The 17,027-nt window shown below is 64.2% G+C and carries 17 protein-coding genes; 11 read left to right on the forward strand and 6 right to left on the reverse strand.

The window, feature by feature from the left end; all coding sequences use genetic code 11:
- Positions 1–18 precede the first annotated feature (18 nt).
- The 4 genes from BUE39_RS07820 to sapR all read right to left on the reverse strand — a co-directional run bounded on the left by BUE39_RS07820 (position 19) and on the right by sapR (position 4,355).
- Positions 19–1,098 carry an ABC transporter permease gene (locus BUE39_RS07820; protein WP_073428067.1) on the reverse strand — a complete coding sequence of 360 codons (1,080 nt, stop codon included), beginning with the start codon at positions 1,096–1,098 and terminating at the stop codon, positions 19–21.
- Between the two features lie 62 nt (positions 1,099–1,160).
- Positions 1,161–2,765: an ABC transporter substrate-binding protein gene (locus BUE39_RS07825; protein WP_073428068.1), complete on the reverse strand. Its 1,605-nt coding sequence runs from the start codon at positions 2,763–2,765 to the stop codon at positions 1,161–1,163.
- Positions 2,766–2,826: 61 nt separating this feature from the next.
- A complete protein-coding gene (gene ddpX / locus BUE39_RS07830; RefSeq protein ID WP_073428069.1) occupies positions 2,827–3,390 on the reverse strand; it encodes a D-alanyl-D-alanine dipeptidase in 564 nt (187 codons plus the stop codon).
- A 17-nt stretch (positions 3,391–3,407) separates the two neighbouring features.
- Positions 3,408–4,355, reverse strand: coding sequence for a sap1 transcriptional regulator SapR (gene sapR, locus BUE39_RS07835; RefSeq protein WP_073428070.1), 948 nt, complete (start codon positions 4,353–4,355; stop codon positions 3,408–3,410).
- Positions 4,356–4,871: 516 nt separating this feature from the next.
- Between sapR and BUE39_RS07840 the strand changes: the two genes are divergently transcribed.
- From BUE39_RS07840 to BUE39_RS07890, 11 genes are all read left to right on the forward strand, one after another.
- Positions 4,872–5,474, forward strand: coding sequence for a 2'-5' RNA ligase family protein (locus BUE39_RS07840; protein WP_073428071.1), 603 nt, complete (start codon positions 4,872–4,874; stop codon positions 5,472–5,474).
- Positions 5,475–6,072: 598 nt separating this feature from the next.
- A complete protein-coding gene (locus BUE39_RS07845) occupies positions 6,073–6,474 on the forward strand; it encodes a DnaJ family domain-containing protein (protein ID WP_073428072.1) in 402 nt (133 codons plus the stop codon).
- A 185-nt stretch (positions 6,475–6,659) separates the two neighbouring features.
- Complete coding sequence (gene tadA / locus BUE39_RS07850; RefSeq protein WP_412534853.1) at positions 6,660–7,211, forward strand: tRNA adenosine(34) deaminase TadA; 552 nt, start codon at positions 6,660–6,662, stop codon at positions 7,209–7,211.
- A gap of 46 nt (positions 7,212–7,257) precedes the next feature.
- Positions 7,258–8,184 (forward strand): muramoyltetrapeptide carboxypeptidase, encoded by a 927-nt coding sequence (gene ldcA, locus BUE39_RS07855; protein ID WP_073428074.1) that lies wholly within the window; start codon positions 7,258–7,260, stop codon positions 8,182–8,184.
- Positions 8,185–8,426: 242 nt separating this feature from the next.
- On the forward strand, positions 8,427–9,167 hold the full coding sequence (locus BUE39_RS07860; RefSeq protein WP_073428075.1) for a GntR family transcriptional regulator: 741 nt from the start codon (positions 8,427–8,429) through the stop codon (positions 9,165–9,167).
- A 314-nt stretch (positions 9,168–9,481) separates the two neighbouring features.
- Positions 9,482–10,972, forward strand: coding sequence for an NCS1 family nucleobase:cation symporter-1 (locus BUE39_RS07865; RefSeq protein ID WP_073428076.1), 1,491 nt, complete (start codon positions 9,482–9,484; stop codon positions 10,970–10,972).
- A gap of 27 nt (positions 10,973–10,999) precedes the next feature.
- Complete coding sequence (locus BUE39_RS07870; RefSeq protein WP_073428077.1) at positions 11,000–11,866, forward strand: aspartate/glutamate racemase family protein; 867 nt, start codon at positions 11,000–11,002, stop codon at positions 11,864–11,866.
- Positions 11,867–12,073: 207 nt separating this feature from the next.
- Positions 12,074–13,024: an allantoinase PuuE gene (gene puuE, locus BUE39_RS07875; protein ID WP_073428078.1), complete on the forward strand. Its 951-nt coding sequence runs from the start codon at positions 12,074–12,076 to the stop codon at positions 13,022–13,024.
- The gene (gene uraD / locus BUE39_RS07880; RefSeq protein ID WP_073428079.1) at positions 13,021–13,542 is read left to right on the forward strand and encodes a 2-oxo-4-hydroxy-4-carboxy-5-ureidoimidazoline decarboxylase; all 522 of its coding nucleotides are present in this window, start codon (positions 13,021–13,023) and stop codon (positions 13,540–13,542) included. The genes puuE and uraD overlap by 4 nt, the downstream gene beginning before the upstream one ends.
- A gap of 73 nt (positions 13,543–13,615) precedes the next feature.
- Positions 13,616–14,626 (forward strand): allantoicase, encoded by a 1,011-nt coding sequence (alc, locus tag BUE39_RS07885; protein WP_073428080.1) that lies wholly within the window; start codon positions 13,616–13,618, stop codon positions 14,624–14,626.
- The gene (locus tag BUE39_RS07890; RefSeq protein ID WP_073428122.1) at positions 14,626–15,138 is read left to right on the forward strand and encodes an ureidoglycolate lyase; all 513 of its coding nucleotides are present in this window, start codon (positions 14,626–14,628) and stop codon (positions 15,136–15,138) included. Before alc ends, BUE39_RS07890 begins: the two co-directional genes overlap by 1 nt.
- 112 nt (positions 15,139–15,250) lie before the next feature.
- Here the strand turns inward: BUE39_RS07890 and BUE39_RS07895 are convergent, their stop codons facing one another.
- Positions 15,251–16,606: a type II toxin-antitoxin system HipA family toxin gene (locus BUE39_RS07895; RefSeq protein ID WP_073428081.1), complete on the reverse strand. Its 1,356-nt coding sequence runs from the start codon at positions 16,604–16,606 to the stop codon at positions 15,251–15,253.
- The gene (locus BUE39_RS07900) at positions 16,603–16,869 is read right to left on the reverse strand and encodes a helix-turn-helix domain-containing protein (RefSeq protein WP_073428123.1); all 267 of its coding nucleotides are present in this window, start codon (positions 16,867–16,869) and stop codon (positions 16,603–16,605) included. Before BUE39_RS07900 ends, BUE39_RS07895 begins: the two co-directional genes overlap by 4 nt.
- Positions 16,870–17,027: the final 158 nt, after the last annotated feature.

Below are 17,027 nucleotides of genomic sequence, written 5' to 3' on the forward strand. Positions count from 1 at the left end.
GCGTGACTCTCCTGAATCTCAGCGGGCACGCGGATCGAACACGCGATAGAGCGCGTCGGTCAGCAGGTTGAGGGCGATGAAAGTGATGCCGATCACGAGCGTGCTGCCGAGCACGGCGTTCATGTCGGCGTTGAGCAAGGCGCCCGTCAGATAGGAACCGATGCCCGGCCACGCGAATACGATTTCGGTGAGCACCGAGCCTTCGAGCAGATAGCTATAGGCGAGCGCGATCACGGTGAGGAGCGGCACGGCGATATTGCCGAACGCATGACGCCAGATCACGCGGCGCTCCGGCAAACCTTTCGCGCGCGCCGTCGTGATGTATTCCTGGCTTAACTGGTCGAGCATGAACGAGCGCGTCATGCGGCTCAGGTAGGCGACCGAGTAATAGCCGAGAATCGCGGCGGGCAGCGCGATATGCGACACGGCGTTGAAGAACACGTCCCATTCGCCGGCGATCAGCGCGTCGAGCAGCAGGCTGCCGGTGTGCGTGTCGACCATGCCGTCGAAAACCGGGTCGATGCGGCCGGGCCCGGACACCCAATGCAGCTTCGCGTAAAACAGCAGCAGGCCCATCAGACCGAGCCAGAACACCGGCACCGAACTGCCGATCAGGCCGACGAAACGCGCGACGTGATCGATCCAGCGGTTATGGCGAACCGCGGCGATCACGCCGAGCGGCACGCCGACCAGCACGCCGAGTAGCGTCGAGAGCGTGGCGAGTTCGAGCGTGGCGGGAAAGACGCGCTTGATGTCGTCGATCACCGGATTCGCCGTCAGCAGCGACATGCCGAGATTGCCGTGCAGCACGTCGCGCACGTAGATCAGGAATTGCACGGCGAGCGGCTTGTCGAGGCCGAGTTCGACGCGCATCGCGGCATACGCTTGCGCGGAGGCGCGGTCGCCCAGCACCGCCAGCACCGGATCGATCGGCACCTTGCGGCCGATCACGAAGGTCACCGCGAGCAGGCCGGCAAACGTGATCAGCAGCGTGAGCGCCCAGCGCAGCAGGCGCAAGGTCCAGCGCACGCTGCCGCGATCGGCGGCGAGCGCGCGCACGCGGTCGAATGCGCCAACGGGTGTAATCGGAGTGGACATGATTTTTCCTTGCCCGAAGCGCGGCGGCGAATGCCGCGAAGCCGCGCTTCAGGCTGTCGCGCTTACTGCTTCTTCAGATCGCGATACGACACGAGGTCGTTGATCGGGCCGACTTCGAGACCGCTCACGCCCGGACGGTACGCCACCTGCGCGACCTTCTCGAACATGATGACGAAGGGCGATTGCGCCAGTACTTCCTTCTGCATCGCCTGGTACAGTTGCGGGCGTTTCGCGCTCGACGGTTCGGCCAGTGCGGCGTTGGTCTCTTTCGTCAGTTGCGGAATGTCCCAGGCGTTGCGCCACGCGAGCATCTTGTAGCTGGAGCCGTCGCCATTGTCGGGATTCCACGTGAAGCCCTGGGCGTTGCTGTGCGGGTCGATATAGTCCGCGGACCATTCGCCGATGTAGATATCGTGCTGACGGGCGCGATATTTCGCGAGGGTCTGCTTGTTGTCGCCCGGAATGATCTCGACCTTGATGTTGCCTTGCGCGAGATTCGCCTGCACGGCCTGCGCGATCTCGTTGTAGGGATAGTCGTTACGCACGTCCATCTTTACGGTGAAGCCGTTGGCGAGCCCGGCTTTCGCGAGCAGGGCCCGCGCCTTCGCGACGTTCTGCTGGTACGGGTTCGCAGTCAGCGCGCCGAGGAAGCCTTCCGGCAAGAAGGTTTCGTGCACCTTGTAAGTGGATCTGACCACGTGATTCTGGATGCCGTTGTAGTCGATCAGCCATTTCATGGCTTCCTGTACCTCGGGCTTCGCGAGGTTCGGGTTCTTCACGTTCAGGCCGAGGTACATCAGCGTCGCTTGCGGCACCGCCGTCACGCGCGCCTTGCCGCTTTTGGCGAGCGTCGCGAGGTCGTCGGGACTCAGGTCGCGCGCCACGTCGACGTCGCCGTTTTCGAGCAGCAGACGCTGGCTCGCCGCTTCGGACACATGGCGCAACACGATGCGTTTCATCGCGAGCGGCACCCGGTAGCCGTCGAAGCGTTGCAGCACGATGCTGTCGTTCGCGGTCCATTTGACCAGCTTGTACGCGCCGGAACCCGCCTCGTTGGTGCGCAGCCAGTCGTTGCCGAAGTCGTTGCCTTTCTGATGCGACATCAGGAGCTTCTGGTCGAGCACCGAGGCGGGCCAGGAGCCCAGCACGTTGAGCACGAAAGTTGGCGCGTATTTCTGATCGGTCGTCACGCTGACGGTGCTGTCGTCCACCTTTTTCACGCGTTGCAGCACGTTGTCTTTCGCGAGGCCGATGCCTTGCAGCACCGCCGCCGGTCCCTTGTCGAGCAGCACCGCGCGCTGAATGGACCACGCGACGTCGTCGGCGGTGAGCGGATTGCCCGAGTGGAACTTGAGGCCCGGGCGAATCTTGAAGGTGACGGTGAGGCCGTCGGGGCTGACCGTCCACGATTGCGCGACGTCGCCGTTGAACTTCGACGGATCGCGCAAATCGACTCGCACCAGCCGGTCATACGTATTCGCCACGTATTCTTCCGGCACGAGTTCGTAGATTTCGCCCGGATCGAGCGTGGTGAATTCGTCGAGCAGCGTCGCCATGACGAACATGTCCTTCGGCGTCGCCGCCTGGGCGGCACCGCCCGCCACCGACAGCGCCAAAGCCGACGCGACGGCGGCCACCGCCAGCGCATTGCGCAAAACCAGTTTCATACTCGCTCCGTGAGGAATGGTTGAACGGCAAGAAAGATGCGGACCTGCAAATACGATGTGACTACATCAGGCGCAATGGGCCGCTTTCGCTGTTGTCGATCAGCGGCAAGGCCAGCGAGCCCGGCAACTCGTAGTGCCACCATTCGCTCTTGATGTGCATGAAGCCCGCGGCATGCATCACGCCGAGCAACAGCATGCGATTGCGCTGGACAGGCTCGGGCAAGCCGGCGTGGAAGTGCTCGGATTCGACGGTCATCGCGTCGAAGCCGGTGCCCATGTCGAGCGCCTCGCCGTTCGCATCGACCAGCGTCAGATCGAGCGCCGTGCCGCGGCTATGGTTCGAGCCGCGGCCGAGGTCGGCGATATAGGTCGGGTCCGGCAGGCAGTCCCACAGCACCTGTTGCGCTTGCGGCGGACGGTAGGCGTCGAAAATGCGCAGCGTCGTCCCGATGTGGCGCGCGAGTTGCACCGCGCGGCGCAGCGCGACTTCGGCCGGTTCCAGCAGCAGGCAGTGCGCGGCTCGGTAGATCGGCTTGCCGGTGAGATTGCGGTGCGTCGCGTACACGAGGTCGATGTCGACCCCATGCGTCGCGGGTGTGATCTCGATGAGTCGGTGGTCGGTCATGAGCGGTGAATGAAGGTTCAAAGATCGAACTGGTTGAGTTCGCCTTGCAGTTCGCGATTGCGCGCGACGCGTTCGTCCAGCGTCGGCCCGAGCCGCTCGACGATGGCGGTGATGAGCAGATTGAACAGGCACGTGAGCGGCGCGAGCGAGTCCCAGAACTGGCCCACGTCGGTTTTCACCTGCAGCAGATCGGCGGCGAAATCCCTGGCCCACGGACAATAGATGTCGGTGACGAGCGCGAAGGGCAGGCCGCGGCGCGTGGCGGCCTCGCAATAGCGGCGCGCGATCATCGAGTAGGCGCGCGTGTCGGTGACGATCAGATACGGCGACGCGAATTCCGAGTTCAGCGAATCGACGTACGAGCCGGACATGCCGTCGGAATAGAACACCCGCGGGCGAATATATTCGAGGTAGCTGTAAAAGGCGTTGCTGATGCCGCGGGTCGATTGAATGCCGAGAATGTAGACGGCATCCGCGCTGGAAATGCGCTCGGCGACGCGCGCGAAGGTCGGCGATTGCGCGAGCTGGTAGACGTGCTGGATCGCGCCGATCTCGAGGTCGAGCGAGTGGGCGAGGGCGGGGCTGGGCGTGGGGCTGGCAGTCGGGCTGGCGGTCGGGCTGGCCGTGAAGGCGCTGCCGGTTTGCGGCGCCTGCCGCGCGTGCGCGGCTTCGCCGTGTTCACCCGATGCTCGGCGAAACGCGTCGAGCCGGTCGGTGATCATCCACGGACGGTCCCGGTGCGTGCCGCGCAGTTCGCGTTTCAAATCGTCGAGATTGCGGTAGCCGACGCTGCGCAGAAAGCGGCCCACTGAAATGCCGCTCGTGCCGGCTTGCTGCGCGATCTGATCGGCGGTCTCGAGGCCGAGCCGGTCGAGATTCGCGAGCAGATAGCTGGCGATGCGCTTTGCGGTCGGCGTGAGTTCGGCGAAGCGTGCTTCGACGGTTTGCGCGAAAGTGGGCGGCATAGGGCGCTTGCTTCTTGTTAGTTGGCTGTCATTTTTTGGAGCGACGACATGCATCTAACAAAGCCAATAAACCGAGCGCCAGTCTGGAAAAATAATCGGAGTGCGGGGATCGATAGGTTTTGGCGACGGAACGCGCGGCGTAGTCTTGCTCGCCGCCTTCGCGGTATGAGTGGCTTAACGGGAACGGTGCCTCGCTTGGTCCACGTCGAGGCGGACCGTCGACGCGCACTGCGCGCGTCGGGGCGGGATAGATCGTCATTGTCGGCCAGGACGGTTCGAGGCCGCATGCCGCCGCAAGCCCAGGCCTGCTTTGCCGATCGACCGCAGTTCATGTTGATCCTCGCGAACCGCCGACGCGACAGCTTTCCACTGTCCCCATTGCCGCTACTACTGTCTGTATGTACAGTGTTGGTCGAACCTCGCGCAATCGGCTCAGCCGAATCAACCATGCGCGGCCATGCTCGCGCACTCAATGGAGATCCATCCTCATGCCCGCTTCATCCAGTCAGGAGCACCATGCCTGAACAACTCTGGCTGCCCGGGCTCGAGGCACCGCCCCCGCCGACGGACGGGCTTTTCTTCGCCGTCTTTCCCGACACGCGCACGGCGGCCGGCATTTCCGAACTCGCGCAGCAGCTTTGCGGACAGACGCGCGCGAGAAGCAAACCGCTCGGGGCTGGCCGCTTGCACGTCACCTTGCAGCACTTGGGGAATTTCGCGGGTGGCTTGCCGCCAGCACTCGTCGACGCGGCGATGCGGGCAGCCGCGTCGATCAGCATGGAGCCGTTCACGGTCGAATTCGACGCGGTAACGAGCTTTGCGTCGAAGCCGCGGCCGGGGCCGTTGGTGCTGGTAGGAAGCGAGGGCGTCGTCGGGCTTCATGCGCTTCACGACGCGCTCGCGGAGGCGTTGCAAAACATCGGTTTCGGCGGCCGCGCGCATTCACCGGCCGCGCCTTATACGCCGCATGTCACGCTGGCTTACGGCATGCCCTGGGGCGCGGCGCGCCCGATCGAGCCGGTCTGCTGGAACGTGCGCGAGTTCGCGTTGATACACAGTTTGCTTGGACGCACGCGGCATATCGCGCTGGCGCGCTGGTCGTTGAAAGGCGCGGAGTAACGGCGCGCGGCGACTTCGCGCCCACCTCGCGGCGCGCCGGCCTGCCCGTCTGACGAGGTTGGCCGGCAGCGCATCGGGCTAGAATCGGACCCGGCTAGAACCGGACCCGGCTAGAACCGGACCCGCCTAGAACCGCACCCGCCTAGAACCGCACGCCGGTTGCACAACCGCCAGCAAAGCCGCCGCCGCTTCCGCCCGCGCCGCCGCAGAACACGCCACAGCCGGACAACGCGACCGACATCGTCGCCGCTGCGAGCATCACGCGCAGGCATGACCGGAAAGCCGGCTTGCCGAGGCGGCCAGTGAATGCGGCGGGGCGCGGGCTTTCAGCGGAAGCGCTAACGGTATTGCTGGCGGGTAGCTCGAACGTTCCAGATTGCATGGAGTACATGACTCTTATCAGGGGTAAGCGGTAGTGAGAGCCGCGCTGGTTGACGCAAGAAAAGCGGCGCGGCGGCGAACCCCGCAGCCTAGTTCACGCGCGCCGCCACTCATCTACGCGAAGTCCGAAAGTCCAGCGGATTTCTCCGGTCGAACAGGCGAAACCGCCCGTGCGCTCCCTGATAGAATGCGTGGGCCGCAACGTAGTGGATTGCCGATGAAATTGCTTGATGCGTTAGTCGAACAGCGTATTGCCGCCGCAGCCGCGCGCGGCGAGTTCGACGATTTGCCGGGCGCGGGCGCGCCGCTGCCTCTCGAAGACGATGCACTGGTGCCCGAGGAAGTGCGCGTCGCCAACCGGATCCTAAAGAACGCGGGCTTCGTGCCGCCGGCTGTCGAACAGCTGCGCGCGTTGCGCGATCTGCAAGCGGACCTGAACGCCGTGAGCGACCGGGTCACCCGTTGCCGTCTCCAGGCGCGCATGCTGGCGCTCGACATGGCGCTTGAATCGCTGCGCGGCGGCCCGCTGGTCCTGCCGCGCGAATATTGCCGCCGCATTGCCGAACGACTGTCGCAGCGCGCCGGCGAGCCCGATACCGCTGACGCGGGTTCGCAGTGAACGAGCCGTTTGTCCGCTCGGCCGCGCCGGGTTCCGCTTCCGCCGAATCCGACGGCGCGCCGAATTCGTCGGCTCCCCAGGCTGAGTCCGCGTTCGTCGGACCGGGCGAACCCGCCAACGCCGCCAACCCCAATCCCGAGCCGGCCGCCGCAGCCGGCACGTCAAACCCGGTCGCCGCGCTCGCCGTGACACCCGCACCAGTCTCAGAGCGCGACCGCCGCTTCATGGCGCTCGCCCAAGCCGCCGCCGAGGAAGCGCGCGCAGCCGGTGAGGTGCCGGTCGGCGCGGTGCTCGTGCGAGGCGACGAGGTCATCGCCAAAGGCTTCAACCATCCGATCAGCGGGCACGACCCGTCGGCGCATGCCGAAATGGCCGCGCTGCGCGCAGCCGCGCAAGCCGTCGAAAACTACCGCCTGCCGGGCTGCGAACTTTACGTCACGCTCGAACCGTGTCTGATGTGCGCCGGCGCGATCATGCACGCGCGCATCGCGCGCGTCGTATTCGGGGCGCGCGATCCGAAAACGGGAGCGTGCGGCAGCGTCGTCGATGCATTCGCGAATCCGCAACTGAACCATCACACCACGGTGATCGGCGGCGTGCTCGAGGACGAATGCGGCGCGGCGCTCAAATCATTCTTTGCCGAGCGGCGCCGCGCGAGCCGGGCAGCCCGCGCCGCGGCACGTCGCGAAGGCGGCGCCGAAGCCAGCGGCGGCTCCGATCCGGCCGAGCCGCTCTAAACCGCTCTAAACCGCTCTAAACATCAACGTCCAACAGGTCTTGCCAATGACCGTTCATCGCACCATCGAATTGATCGCCCCGTCCGGTTATCCGAACGATCCTGAAGTGGTGCATCGCGCGTTGCAGCGCTTCCATGCGCAGGGGCATCGGGTTCTGGGCGTCGAGGCGACACAGCGCTGCTACCAGCGCTTTGCCGGCACCGACGGCGAACGCGCGGCCGAGCTGAACCGCCTCGCCGATCCCGCGCGCAAACTGCCCGACATCGTGCTTGCCGTGCGTGGCGGCTACGGCGCGGTGCGCATCCTGCACGGCCTCGACTACGACGGCTTGCAACGGCGGCTGAGCGGCCGACCGGTCGCGCTGGTCGGGCATAGCGACTTCACCGCGATCCAGCTCGCGTTGCTGGCGCGCGCCGGCGTGAAGACTTTCGCCGGGCCGATGCTGATGAGCGATTTCGGCGCCGAAGATCCCAGCGAATTCACCATGCGGCGCTTCTGGTCGGCGTTGACCAGGCCGACCATGACGGTGACGAGCAACGCGCCGCAAGCGCAGGCGGTCGACGTGTCGGGCACGCTGTGGGGCGGCAATCTCGCCGTGCTCGCCTCGCTGATCGGCACGCCCTATATGCCGCCCGTGCAGGGCGGCATCCTGTTTCTCGAGGACATCAACGAGCAGCCGTTCCGCGTCGAGCGGATGATTTATCAGCTGCATTTGTCCGGCATCCTCGCGCGGCAGCAGGCGCTCGTGCTGGGCGACTTCTCCGGCGGCAAATCCTACGAGTACGACAACGGCTACGATCTGCACGCCATGATCGAGCAGGTGAGGTCGGTGACCGGGGTGCCGGTCGTGACCGGCCTGCAATTCGGGCATGTTCCCAACATGCTGACGCTGCCGGTGGGCGCGGATGCGCATCTCGTCGCAAACGCGCACGGATTCAAGCTGACGCTGTCGGGTTATCCGCACCTGACGTGACAGTCGGCGGAGCCGGGCGGCGCGCGTTTGCGAAAGCCCGCGACATTGTTGACAAAACCGGCCGTCAATAGACGGCCATTCCCTCGCTCAATTAAACGCCTACTCAAGCAGCGCGGGCCAAGCGTGGCGCGCCGCCGGCCTATCCGCTCGTCCAGACCTTCCGGATTGTCCCTATTCAAGATAAAAATTGTTGACAATCTTTATGTCCATCCTATGATGACCAACATACCGAGACGCACATCATGTCCGACACAGATTCCGCCGCCGCGAGTCATTCGAAGCCCGAAGTCATCGCCGAACGCATTCGCGCCGCGATCCTCGAGCATCGGCTCGCGCCCGGCGCCAAGCTGACCGAAGCCCAGTTATGCGAAGTCTTCGGCGTGAAGCGCGGTCCGATCCGGCAAGCGCTCGCGCAACTGGCCGCCGATCGTCTCGTCGATCTCGAACCGAACCGCGGTGCGTTCGTCGCGAGTCCGTCGTTGCAGGAAGTGCATGAGGTGTTCGAAATGCGCCGCATCATCGAACTGGCCGTGGTGGAAAAGATTTGCAGCGGCCACGGCGTGCGGCGCCTGAAGAACATCGGCGGCATGATCGGCCGCGAACGCAAGGCGTTCGAAACGCGTGATTTTCCGGCGTGGATTCGTCTGTCGGGCGAATTTCACACCGAGTTGGCCGGGCTCACCGGCAATACCGTGCTGTGCGACTGCCTGAACGGACTGGTGGCGCGCTCCACGCTGATTTCCGCGCTGTACGAGTCGCTCGGACGCAGCCCATGCTCGTTCGAGGACCACGCAGCGATTCTCGCCGCGCTCGACGCCGGCGATGCCAAGGAGGCGGCGGCGCTGATGGCGCACCATCTGCAAAGCGTCGAGTTGAAGATGCTGGAGCGCCCCGCGCGCGGCGCGGCGGATCTGCATGAAGTGTTCGGCGCGCTCGACGGCGCGTCCAGGAACGAAGCCAAAGTGAAGTCGGAGCGAGACTGAGGCGAGCGGCCGGCGTGCGCGCTTTGCTGGTGCGCGCCGCACTGAATTGAACTGAACCACACCAGTGTTGCAAGGCGGCTCGATGCGCGTGCTGCCGGCTTGCGCACGCGTGCGCCGCGCGTGGGTAGCGGCTTTCGAGCAACGAAGCATCGCCGGGAATCCGCGGTCCGAGCGCTGCGATAAGCACAAGTACATCAAGTACGGAGACACCCGCGGCACGGCTGCCTGGATAGCGCCCGAGCAGGGTGCGACTGGCATGGCCGATGCAATGTCCTTCGATTCGCTATCGATGGTCCCTATCTCAAGGAGGAGTCATGGCTCAGTTCAGCGCAGCGCCCGGAAGTCCCGCAATTCCCCCAATCCCCGCTTACGAAGACGCCGGCGCGCCCGACGATTCGTCGATGCCGGCCGGCTACAGCGAGCGGCTGTATAACGAAGACCTCGCGCCGTTGCGTCATCAAACCTGGGGCGCGTACAACATCTTCGCGTTCTGGATGTCGGACGTGCACAGCGTCGGCGGTTATGTGTTCGCGGGCAGTCTGTTCGCGCTCGGCCTGACGAGCTGGCAGGTGCTGATCGCATTGCTGATCGGCATCACGATCGTCAACGTGCTGTGCAACCTGATCGCCAGGCCGAGCCAGGCGAACGGCGTGCCTTATCCGGTGGCGTGCCGCGCGACCTTCGGCGTACTCGGCGCAAATATTCCGGCGGTGATTCGCGGCCTGATCGCGGTAGCGTGGTACGGCATTCAGACCTATCTGGCTTCGAGCGCGCTGGTGATCGTGGTGCTCAAGTTCGTGCCGCAATTGCTGCCTTACGCCGACGTTCATCATCATGGCTTCATGGGTCTTTCGACGCTCGGCTGGGCCGGCTTCATGCTGCTGTGGGTCTTGCAGGCGCTGGTGTTCTGGCATGGCATGGAGACCATCAAGAAGTTCATCGACTTCGCCGGTCCCGCCGTCTACGTGGTGATGTTCATTCTCGCGGGCTACATGGTGTATCGCGCGGGCTGGCGCAACATCGGCATCAATCTCGGCGGCGTCAAATATCACGGCCTGCAAGTGGTGCCGGTGATGATCACGGCGACCTCGCTGGTGGTCTCGTACTTCTCTGGACCGATGCTCAATTTCGGCGACTTTTCCCGCTACGGCAAGAGCTTTCGCAGCGTGCAGCGCGGCAACTTTTGGGGACTGCCGGTCAACTTTCTCGCCTTCTCGCTGGTGACGGTGATCACGACCGCGGCCACGCTGCCGGTGTTCGGCGAACTGATCACGGACCCCGTCGAAACGGTGGGCCGCATCGACTATCCGACCGCGGTGATTCTCGGCGCCTTGACGTTCACCATTGCGACCATCGGCATCAACATCGTCGCCAATTTCGTCTCGCCGGCTTTCGACTTCTCGAACGTCGCGCCGCGTCTGATTAGCTGGCGCGCGGGCGGCATGCTCGCGGCGGTGGCGTCGATCTTCATCACGCCGTGGAATCTCTTCAACAACCCGGCCGTGATTCATTACACGCTCGACGTGCTCGGCAGCTTCATCGGCCCGTTATACGGCGTCTTGATCGTCGACTACTATCTCGTGAAGCGTCAGAAGATCGTGCTCGACGATCTGTACACCGTGGCGCCCACGGGCTCGTACTGGTATCGCAACGGCGTCAACTACCGGGCGGTGGCCGCGTTGCTGCCCGCCGCGCTCATCGCCGTGATCTGCGTGATGGTGCCGGCGCTCGACGGCATGGCGAATTTTTCGTGGTTCATCGGCGCGGGATTGGGCGCGCTGTTCTATCGCTTGCTCGCACGCTGAGTGCGTGCAGACGCAACAGGAGTCGCTATGCGCATCAAACTGATCAACCCGAACACGACCCAACGCATGACGGATGCAATGGGCCGCTGCGCGCGTGACGTCGCGGCGCCCGGCACCGAAGTGATCGCCGTGAATCCGACGATGGGGCCGCCGTCGATCGAAGGCTATTACGACGAGGCGCTCGCCACGCCCGGCTTGCTCGCCGAGGTCATGGCCGGCGAGCGCGAGGGCTGCCACGGTTACGTGATCGCGTGCTTCGGCGACCCCGGCTTGTACGCGGCGCGCGAGTTGGCGCGCGGTCCGGTGATCGGCATCGCCGAGGCGGCGATGCACGCGGCAAGCGTGCTGGCGCCGGGTTTTTCCGTCGTGACCACCTTGGCGCGCACCTGCGGCATGGCGTGGCATCTCGCCGAACGCTACGGCATGAAGCGCTTTTGCCGCAACGTGCGCGCGACCGACGTGGCCGTGCTCGATCTCGACAAGCCCGGCTCGGCGGCGCGCCGCATCATCCTCGACGAATGCCGGCGCGCGCTTGCGGAAGACGGGTCCGACGCGATCGTGCTCGGTTGCGCGGGCATGGCCGAACTGTGCGCGGAAATCGAGGATGCGTTGGGTGCGCCGGTGATCGAGGGCGTGACGGCCGCGGTCAAATGGACCGAAGCGCTGATCGCGCTGCGTCTGTCGACAGCCAAGCGCGGCGACTATGCGCGGCCGCTGGCCAAGCGCTACGACGGCGCGCTGGCGTCGTTCAGCCCGACCGGGGACGACGTGAATGCGCAACCGGCGCGGGGTCCTGCCGGAGTCTCTCTGGTCGATGCGCAAGAGAGTGCGGAGACCGCCGGTTTGCTGCGGGTAAACACGGGCGAACCGGGCGAGCACATACATTCAGTCTGACACGCACTATCTGCCGGGCTGTATGGGCGCGTCGGAGCGTTTTCGCTACACTGGTTCCACTCGTCGCGGGTGCGCGAAATGCTTTTGCCGCTGTTTTCCAGCGGTATTTGCGCGCCGCGCCAGCGTCAGCCGCCTGCTCGCCGCACGCTAGCTCACGCGATAATCCAGCGCGACTTTCATGTACCGTCACCACGCATCCGTCAAACCATGCCACTCGACCCGAACTACCCACGCGATCTGATCGGCTACGGCCGCCACCCGGTGCAGGCGAACTGGCCGGGGCAAGCGCGCGTCGCGGTGCAATTCGTCCTGAACTACGAAGAGGGCGGTGAAAACTGCGTGCTGCACGGCGATCCGGGCTCGGAGCAGTTCCTGTCGGAGATCGTCGGCGCGGCGTCTTTTCCGGCTCGTCACATGAGCATGGAGTCGATCTACGAATACGGCTCGCGCGCCGGCGTGTGGCGCATCCTGCGCGAATTCGAAAAGCGCGGCTTGCCGCTCACGGTGTTCGGCGTCGGCATGGCGATGGAACGCAATCCCGACGTGGCGCGCGCCTTTGTCGAACTCGGTCACGAGATCGCCTGCCACGGTTATCGCTGGATTCACTATCAGGACATGTCGCCGGAGAAGGAGGCCGAGCATATGCGTCTCGGCATGCAAGCGATCGAGCGCGCGACCGGCGAGCGGCCGCTCGGCTGGTACACCGGGCGCGACAGTCCCAACACGCATCGTCTGGTGGCGGAATACGGCGGCTTCCTGTACGACTCCGATTACTACGGCGACGATCTGCCGTTCTGGATGGAGGTCGACGTAACGGGCGGCGCGAAGGTGCCGCAACTGATCGTGCCGTATACGCTCGACACCAACGACATGCGCTTCGCCAGCCCGCAAGGCTTCAACACCGCGGACCACTTCTTCACGTATCTGCGGGACGCATTCGACGTGCTGTACGAAGAAGGCGACGAAGCGCCGAAGATGCTGTCGATCGGCATGCACTGCCGCCTGCTCGGCCGCCCAGGGCGCTTTCGCGCGCTGCAACGTTTTCTCGATCATCTCGAACAGCACGATCGCGTCTGGGTGACGCGGCGCGTCGACATCGCGCGGCACTGGCGCGACCATCATCCTTATCAACCGGGCGGCCGCGGAGCGGCGGCATGAAGGCGATGCACTACACCCTGGCGCAACTCAACAGCATTCCAGCCGACGCGTTCGTCGCGGCGCTGTCGGGCATTTTCGAGCACTCGCCGTGGGTCGCGGAAATCGCCGCGCGGCAGCGGCCGTTCAGCGGCATCGACGAAATGCATCGCAAGATGTCCCACATCGTCGAAACGGCCGGCGAGGAGAAGCAGCTCGCGTTGATCAACGCTCACCCGGAACTCGCGGGGAAAGCGGCGGTGCGCGGCGAACTGACGGCCGAGTCCACGCGCGAACAAAGCGGCGCGGGTCTCGCTCAATGCACCCAGGAGGAATTCGACAAGCTGGTCGCGCTCAATCGCGCGTATCGCGAGAAGTTCGGTTTTCCGTTCATTCTCGCGGTGCGCGGCTATGACCGCCACGGCATCATCGCGAACTTCGAGGCGCGCGTGAACAACAGCCGCGCCGACGAATTGCGCGCGAGCCTCGATCAGATCTACCGCATCGCACGTTTGCGGCTCGACGATCTGATCGACGCGTAGCGCGTTAGCCACGCGTCGCGATCCTCGAACCGAAACGTTTTCCCGGCATCAACCAACACCAAGGAAGATAAAGATGGCACTCCCGATTCTCGACCCTAACGCACCGGAATTCACGCGCCGCTATGTGAACCTGGCGGACCCGCGTCTGGGCGCGCAGGCGCTCGAGGCCAGCGACGAATTCTTCGCACCGAAGGAACGCATGCTGAATCCCGAGCCGGCCGTCTTCATTCCAGGCAAGTACGACGACAACGGCAAGTGGATGGACGGTTGGGAAACGCGCCGCAAGCGCGCCACCGGCTACGACTGGTGCATCGTGAAGCTCGCGCGCGCTGGCGTGATCAAGGGGCTCGACCTCGATACCAGCCACTTCACGGGCAACTTTCCGCCGGCCGCTTCCGTGGAAGCCGCGCGCGTGACGGACGGCGTGCCGAACCAGTCGACGCAATGGACCGAAATCGTTCCGTCCACCACCTTGCAAGGCAACAGCCATCACTATCACGAAGTCAGCGACGCGAATGCGTACACGCATCTGCGCGTGAACATTTATCCGGACGGCGGCATCGCGCGTCTGCGCGTGTACGGTCAGCCGCAAGTCGACTGGGCGGGCGCGAGCCGCACCGAGCAGTTCGATCTGGCCGCGATGGAAAACGGCGCGTATCTGGTCGCGGCGAACAACCAGCATTTCGGCGCGGCCTCGACGATTCTGATGCCGGGCCGTGGCGTGAACATGGGCGACGGCTGGGAAACGCGCCGCCGCCGCGAACCGGGCAACGACTGGGCGATCGTCGCGCTGGCGCAGCCGGGCGTGATCAGGAAAATCGAAGTGGATACGGCCCACTTCAAGGGTAACTATCCCGACCGCTGCTCGATTCAGGCCGCGTACGTGACGGGCGGCACGGACAGCTCGCTCGTCACGCAAGCGATGTTCTGGCCGGTGCTGCTCGGCGAACAGAAGCTGGAGATGGACAAGCAGCATGACTTCGAAAGCGAAATCGCCGCGCTCGGTCCTGTCACGCATGTGCGCTTTAACATCATTCCGGATGGCGGCGTGTCGCGTCTGCGTCTGTGGGGCACGCTCGCATGATGAAAACGCTGGCGATCGAACCGTTGACCAAGGAAGCGTTCGCCGCATTCGGCGACGTCATCGAACTCGAAGGCGCGAAGCAGATTCCGATCAATCTCGGCACGACGATCCGCTATCACGATCTCGCGAAAGTGGACGTCACCGACGAGAACGGCCGCACGCTGGTGAACCTGTTTCGCGGACAGCCGCGCACGTTGCCGTTCGAGGTGACGATGCTGGAGCGTCATCCGCTAGGCAGCCAGGCGTTCGTGCCGCTGAACGACAAGCCGTATCTCGTGGTGGTGGCGCCGGCGGGTGAACTCGACGCGCAGCGGATTCGCGCATTCGTGACGAGCGGCTGGCAGGGCGTCAATTATGCGAAGGGCGTTTGGCATCATCCGCTGATCGCGCTGGGCGAGGTGAGCGACTTCATCGTCGTGGATCGCGGCGGCGAGGGGCTCAATCTGAATGAGCAGGATCTGGCTGAATCGCTGTGGCTCACCGAGGATGCGTTGAGCGCGGTGACTGTTTGAAGCGCATTGCTTCGGCGCAATGAGCGGGTTGTTGATGCTGATGCGAAAGCCCACGGCGCAGGCCGTGGGCTTTCGCTTTTGTGAGCGCAGGCGATGGACGGGATCGGCGTGTTCAGCCACGCTTGGCGAGTAGCGGTGAGCGCCCGATTACTTCACGCGCGCGTTCCGCCGGCTCAGGTGCGGAAAAGCCGGCGGCTTCGATCGCCGGTTTGAGTCCCTTGAACTGAAGGCTTTTTTTCGGCGACCGCAATGAGGTCATTCCGTCGTCCCATGCGTGCAGCATCTGCTTGGCGACGTTGCGCCATGGCGACTCATTGCGTGCCGCTTCGATCAACTCGTGACCGACTGCGACGGCCGAATCGCACAATGCTTCGACCATCTGCGCATATTGCCGCGGCGGAATCCCCATGCGGGTGTTGAAAAAACGCTCCAGTGTTTTGCCGGCCGCCCAGCTTTTGCGGCCGTCGATCGGAAGCCCCGGCGGGTTGGCGGCGAAACGCGGATAAGCCTGAGTCGTGACGATGTCGTAGACGGGCGTGAACGTGACGTCGTCCACCGACGTGTAGAGCAGCGCGATGTTCTTCGTATGACAGTCGGCGTTGCGCACGACATAGTTGGTCAGCAGATGCCAGCCGAGCCGTTCGAGTTGCTGCCGCATGCTGTCGCGATCGAGCAGATAGGCCTTCGCGGCATTGAGCATCTTTTCGCTGGTGGAGTTGTATTTCTCATGCGGCGGTAAGCCCAACAGGCCGCACAGGTCCTCGACACCATACGCCGGCAATCCGTGCGCATCCACGTCGAAACGTTCGACGATCAGCGCCCGGCCATCGTCCGACATCTGCGTACGCGCGACCGGCGCCACACCGAGCCGTTCGAGTACGCGCATCGAATGGAACTCGTTGAAGCCGAGAAACGGCGTGTTGTCGTCGGAGCCTTTGACGATATGGCGGCTCGTGCGAATCGTCGGTTTGCCCAGTGTCACCGGCATTGGCGTGGAGGTGCCGGGGGCCTGGGCTTGCGGCGCGATGAACTTCGGCACCGCGCCGGAAATGGCGGCGCGCGCGTAGTCGCGCACCAATGCGGCGAAATGCTCGGCCGTGTTGTCGCCGTGCAGAATATCCCGCACGTCCAGCGCTTGCAGGTCGGTGCCTGGCGGCATGCCCTCGGGTGTGACGGTGACGCGTCCGATCCCCATCGCGCCCACCACGGCCAGCAGCGAGAGATCGGTGCCGTCGAGCAAGGGCCCGAATTGTTCGCGAATCAGGTTCAGCAGATAACCTTCCGGCAGGTTCTGCCGGAAAAACGGATGCAGGTCGCGCGGCCAGCGCCACGCTTCTTCACGCACCGGCATGGTCAGGCTGACGAAGTCGGCGGCCGTCGCGTCGCGGTTGTATTTGAGGACATAGTCGTCACGCTCGCGAAACAGCGTGGCGACGTTCTTGCCCAGCACCTGGACGTCGAGCCTCATGAATTCTGATCCGGCATGCGTTGCTCGGCGAGGATGTCTTCGAGCGTGCGTGCGTGCCCATGCGCCACGACCTTGAGATCGTAGCCCGCCGCTTCGAGCAGGCGTACGAGGACGGACACGCTCATGTCGTTTTTAGCGAGCGTTTCCATGCGTGCGACCGTAGTGCGAGCAACACCGGCCCGGCGCGCCAGTTCTTCTTGCGAGAGCCTGGTTTCGCGCCGTATGGCGCGCAGCATATCGGAGACGTCAGCGAGATTGGTCATTTGTAGCCCCAAGGCCTCAATTTTCATCATTTCATCTTTATTGTAGCCCGTGAGCGACAAATCGTGGTCGAGAATTTGTATCTCAAGGGCTACAAACCAGCGGAGAAATTCGATTTTTGTGTCCCAAAGGCTACATTTATACGCAATGTCGCTGCGCA

This window comes from Paraburkholderia terricola (assembly GCF_900142195.1).
Classification (GTDB): domain Bacteria; phylum Pseudomonadota; class Gammaproteobacteria; order Burkholderiales; family Burkholderiaceae; genus Paraburkholderia; species Paraburkholderia terricola.

Coding starts and splice junctions, on each gene's coding strand:
- BUE39_RS07820 (WP_073428067.1), bottom strand. CDS start 1,098: ATGTCCACTCCGATTACACCCGTTGGCGCATTCGACCGCGTGCGCGCG.
- BUE39_RS07825 (WP_073428068.1), bottom strand. CDS start 2,765: ATGAAACTGGTTTTGCGCAATGCGCTGGCGGTGGCCGCCGTCGCGTCG.
- ddpX (WP_073428069.1), bottom strand. CDS start 3,390: ATGACCGACCACCGACTCATCGAGATCACACCCGCGACGCATGGGGTC.
- sapR (WP_073428070.1), bottom strand. CDS start 4,355: ATGCCGCCCACTTTCGCGCAAACCGTCGAAGCACGCTTCGCCGAACTC.
- BUE39_RS07840 (WP_073428071.1), top strand. CDS start 4,872: ATGCCTGAACAACTCTGGCTGCCCGGGCTCGAGGCACCGCCCCCGCCG.
- BUE39_RS07845 (WP_073428072.1), top strand. CDS start 6,073: ATGAAATTGCTTGATGCGTTAGTCGAACAGCGTATTGCCGCCGCAGCC.
- ldcA (WP_073428074.1), top strand. CDS start 7,258: ATGACCGTTCATCGCACCATCGAATTGATCGCCCCGTCCGGTTATCCG.
- BUE39_RS07860 (WP_073428075.1), top strand. CDS start 8,427: ATGTCCGACACAGATTCCGCCGCCGCGAGTCATTCGAAGCCCGAAGTC.
- BUE39_RS07865 (WP_073428076.1), top strand. CDS start 9,482: ATGGCTCAGTTCAGCGCAGCGCCCGGAAGTCCCGCAATTCCCCCAATC.
- BUE39_RS07870 (WP_073428077.1), top strand. CDS start 11,000: ATGCGCATCAAACTGATCAACCCGAACACGACCCAACGCATGACGGAT.
- puuE (WP_073428078.1), top strand. CDS start 12,074: ATGCCACTCGACCCGAACTACCCACGCGATCTGATCGGCTACGGCCGC.
- uraD (WP_073428079.1), top strand. CDS start 13,021: ATGAAGGCGATGCACTACACCCTGGCGCAACTCAACAGCATTCCAGCC.
- alc (WP_073428080.1), top strand. CDS start 13,616: ATGGCACTCCCGATTCTCGACCCTAACGCACCGGAATTCACGCGCCGC.
- BUE39_RS07890 (WP_073428122.1), top strand. CDS start 14,626: ATGAAAACGCTGGCGATCGAACCGTTGACCAAGGAAGCGTTCGCCGCA.
- BUE39_RS07895 (WP_073428081.1), bottom strand. CDS start 16,606: ATGAGGCTCGACGTCCAGGTGCTGGGCAAGAACGTCGCCACGCTGTTT.
- BUE39_RS07900 (WP_073428123.1), bottom strand. CDS start 16,869: ATGACCAATCTCGCTGACGTCTCCGATATGCTGCGCGCCATACGGCGC.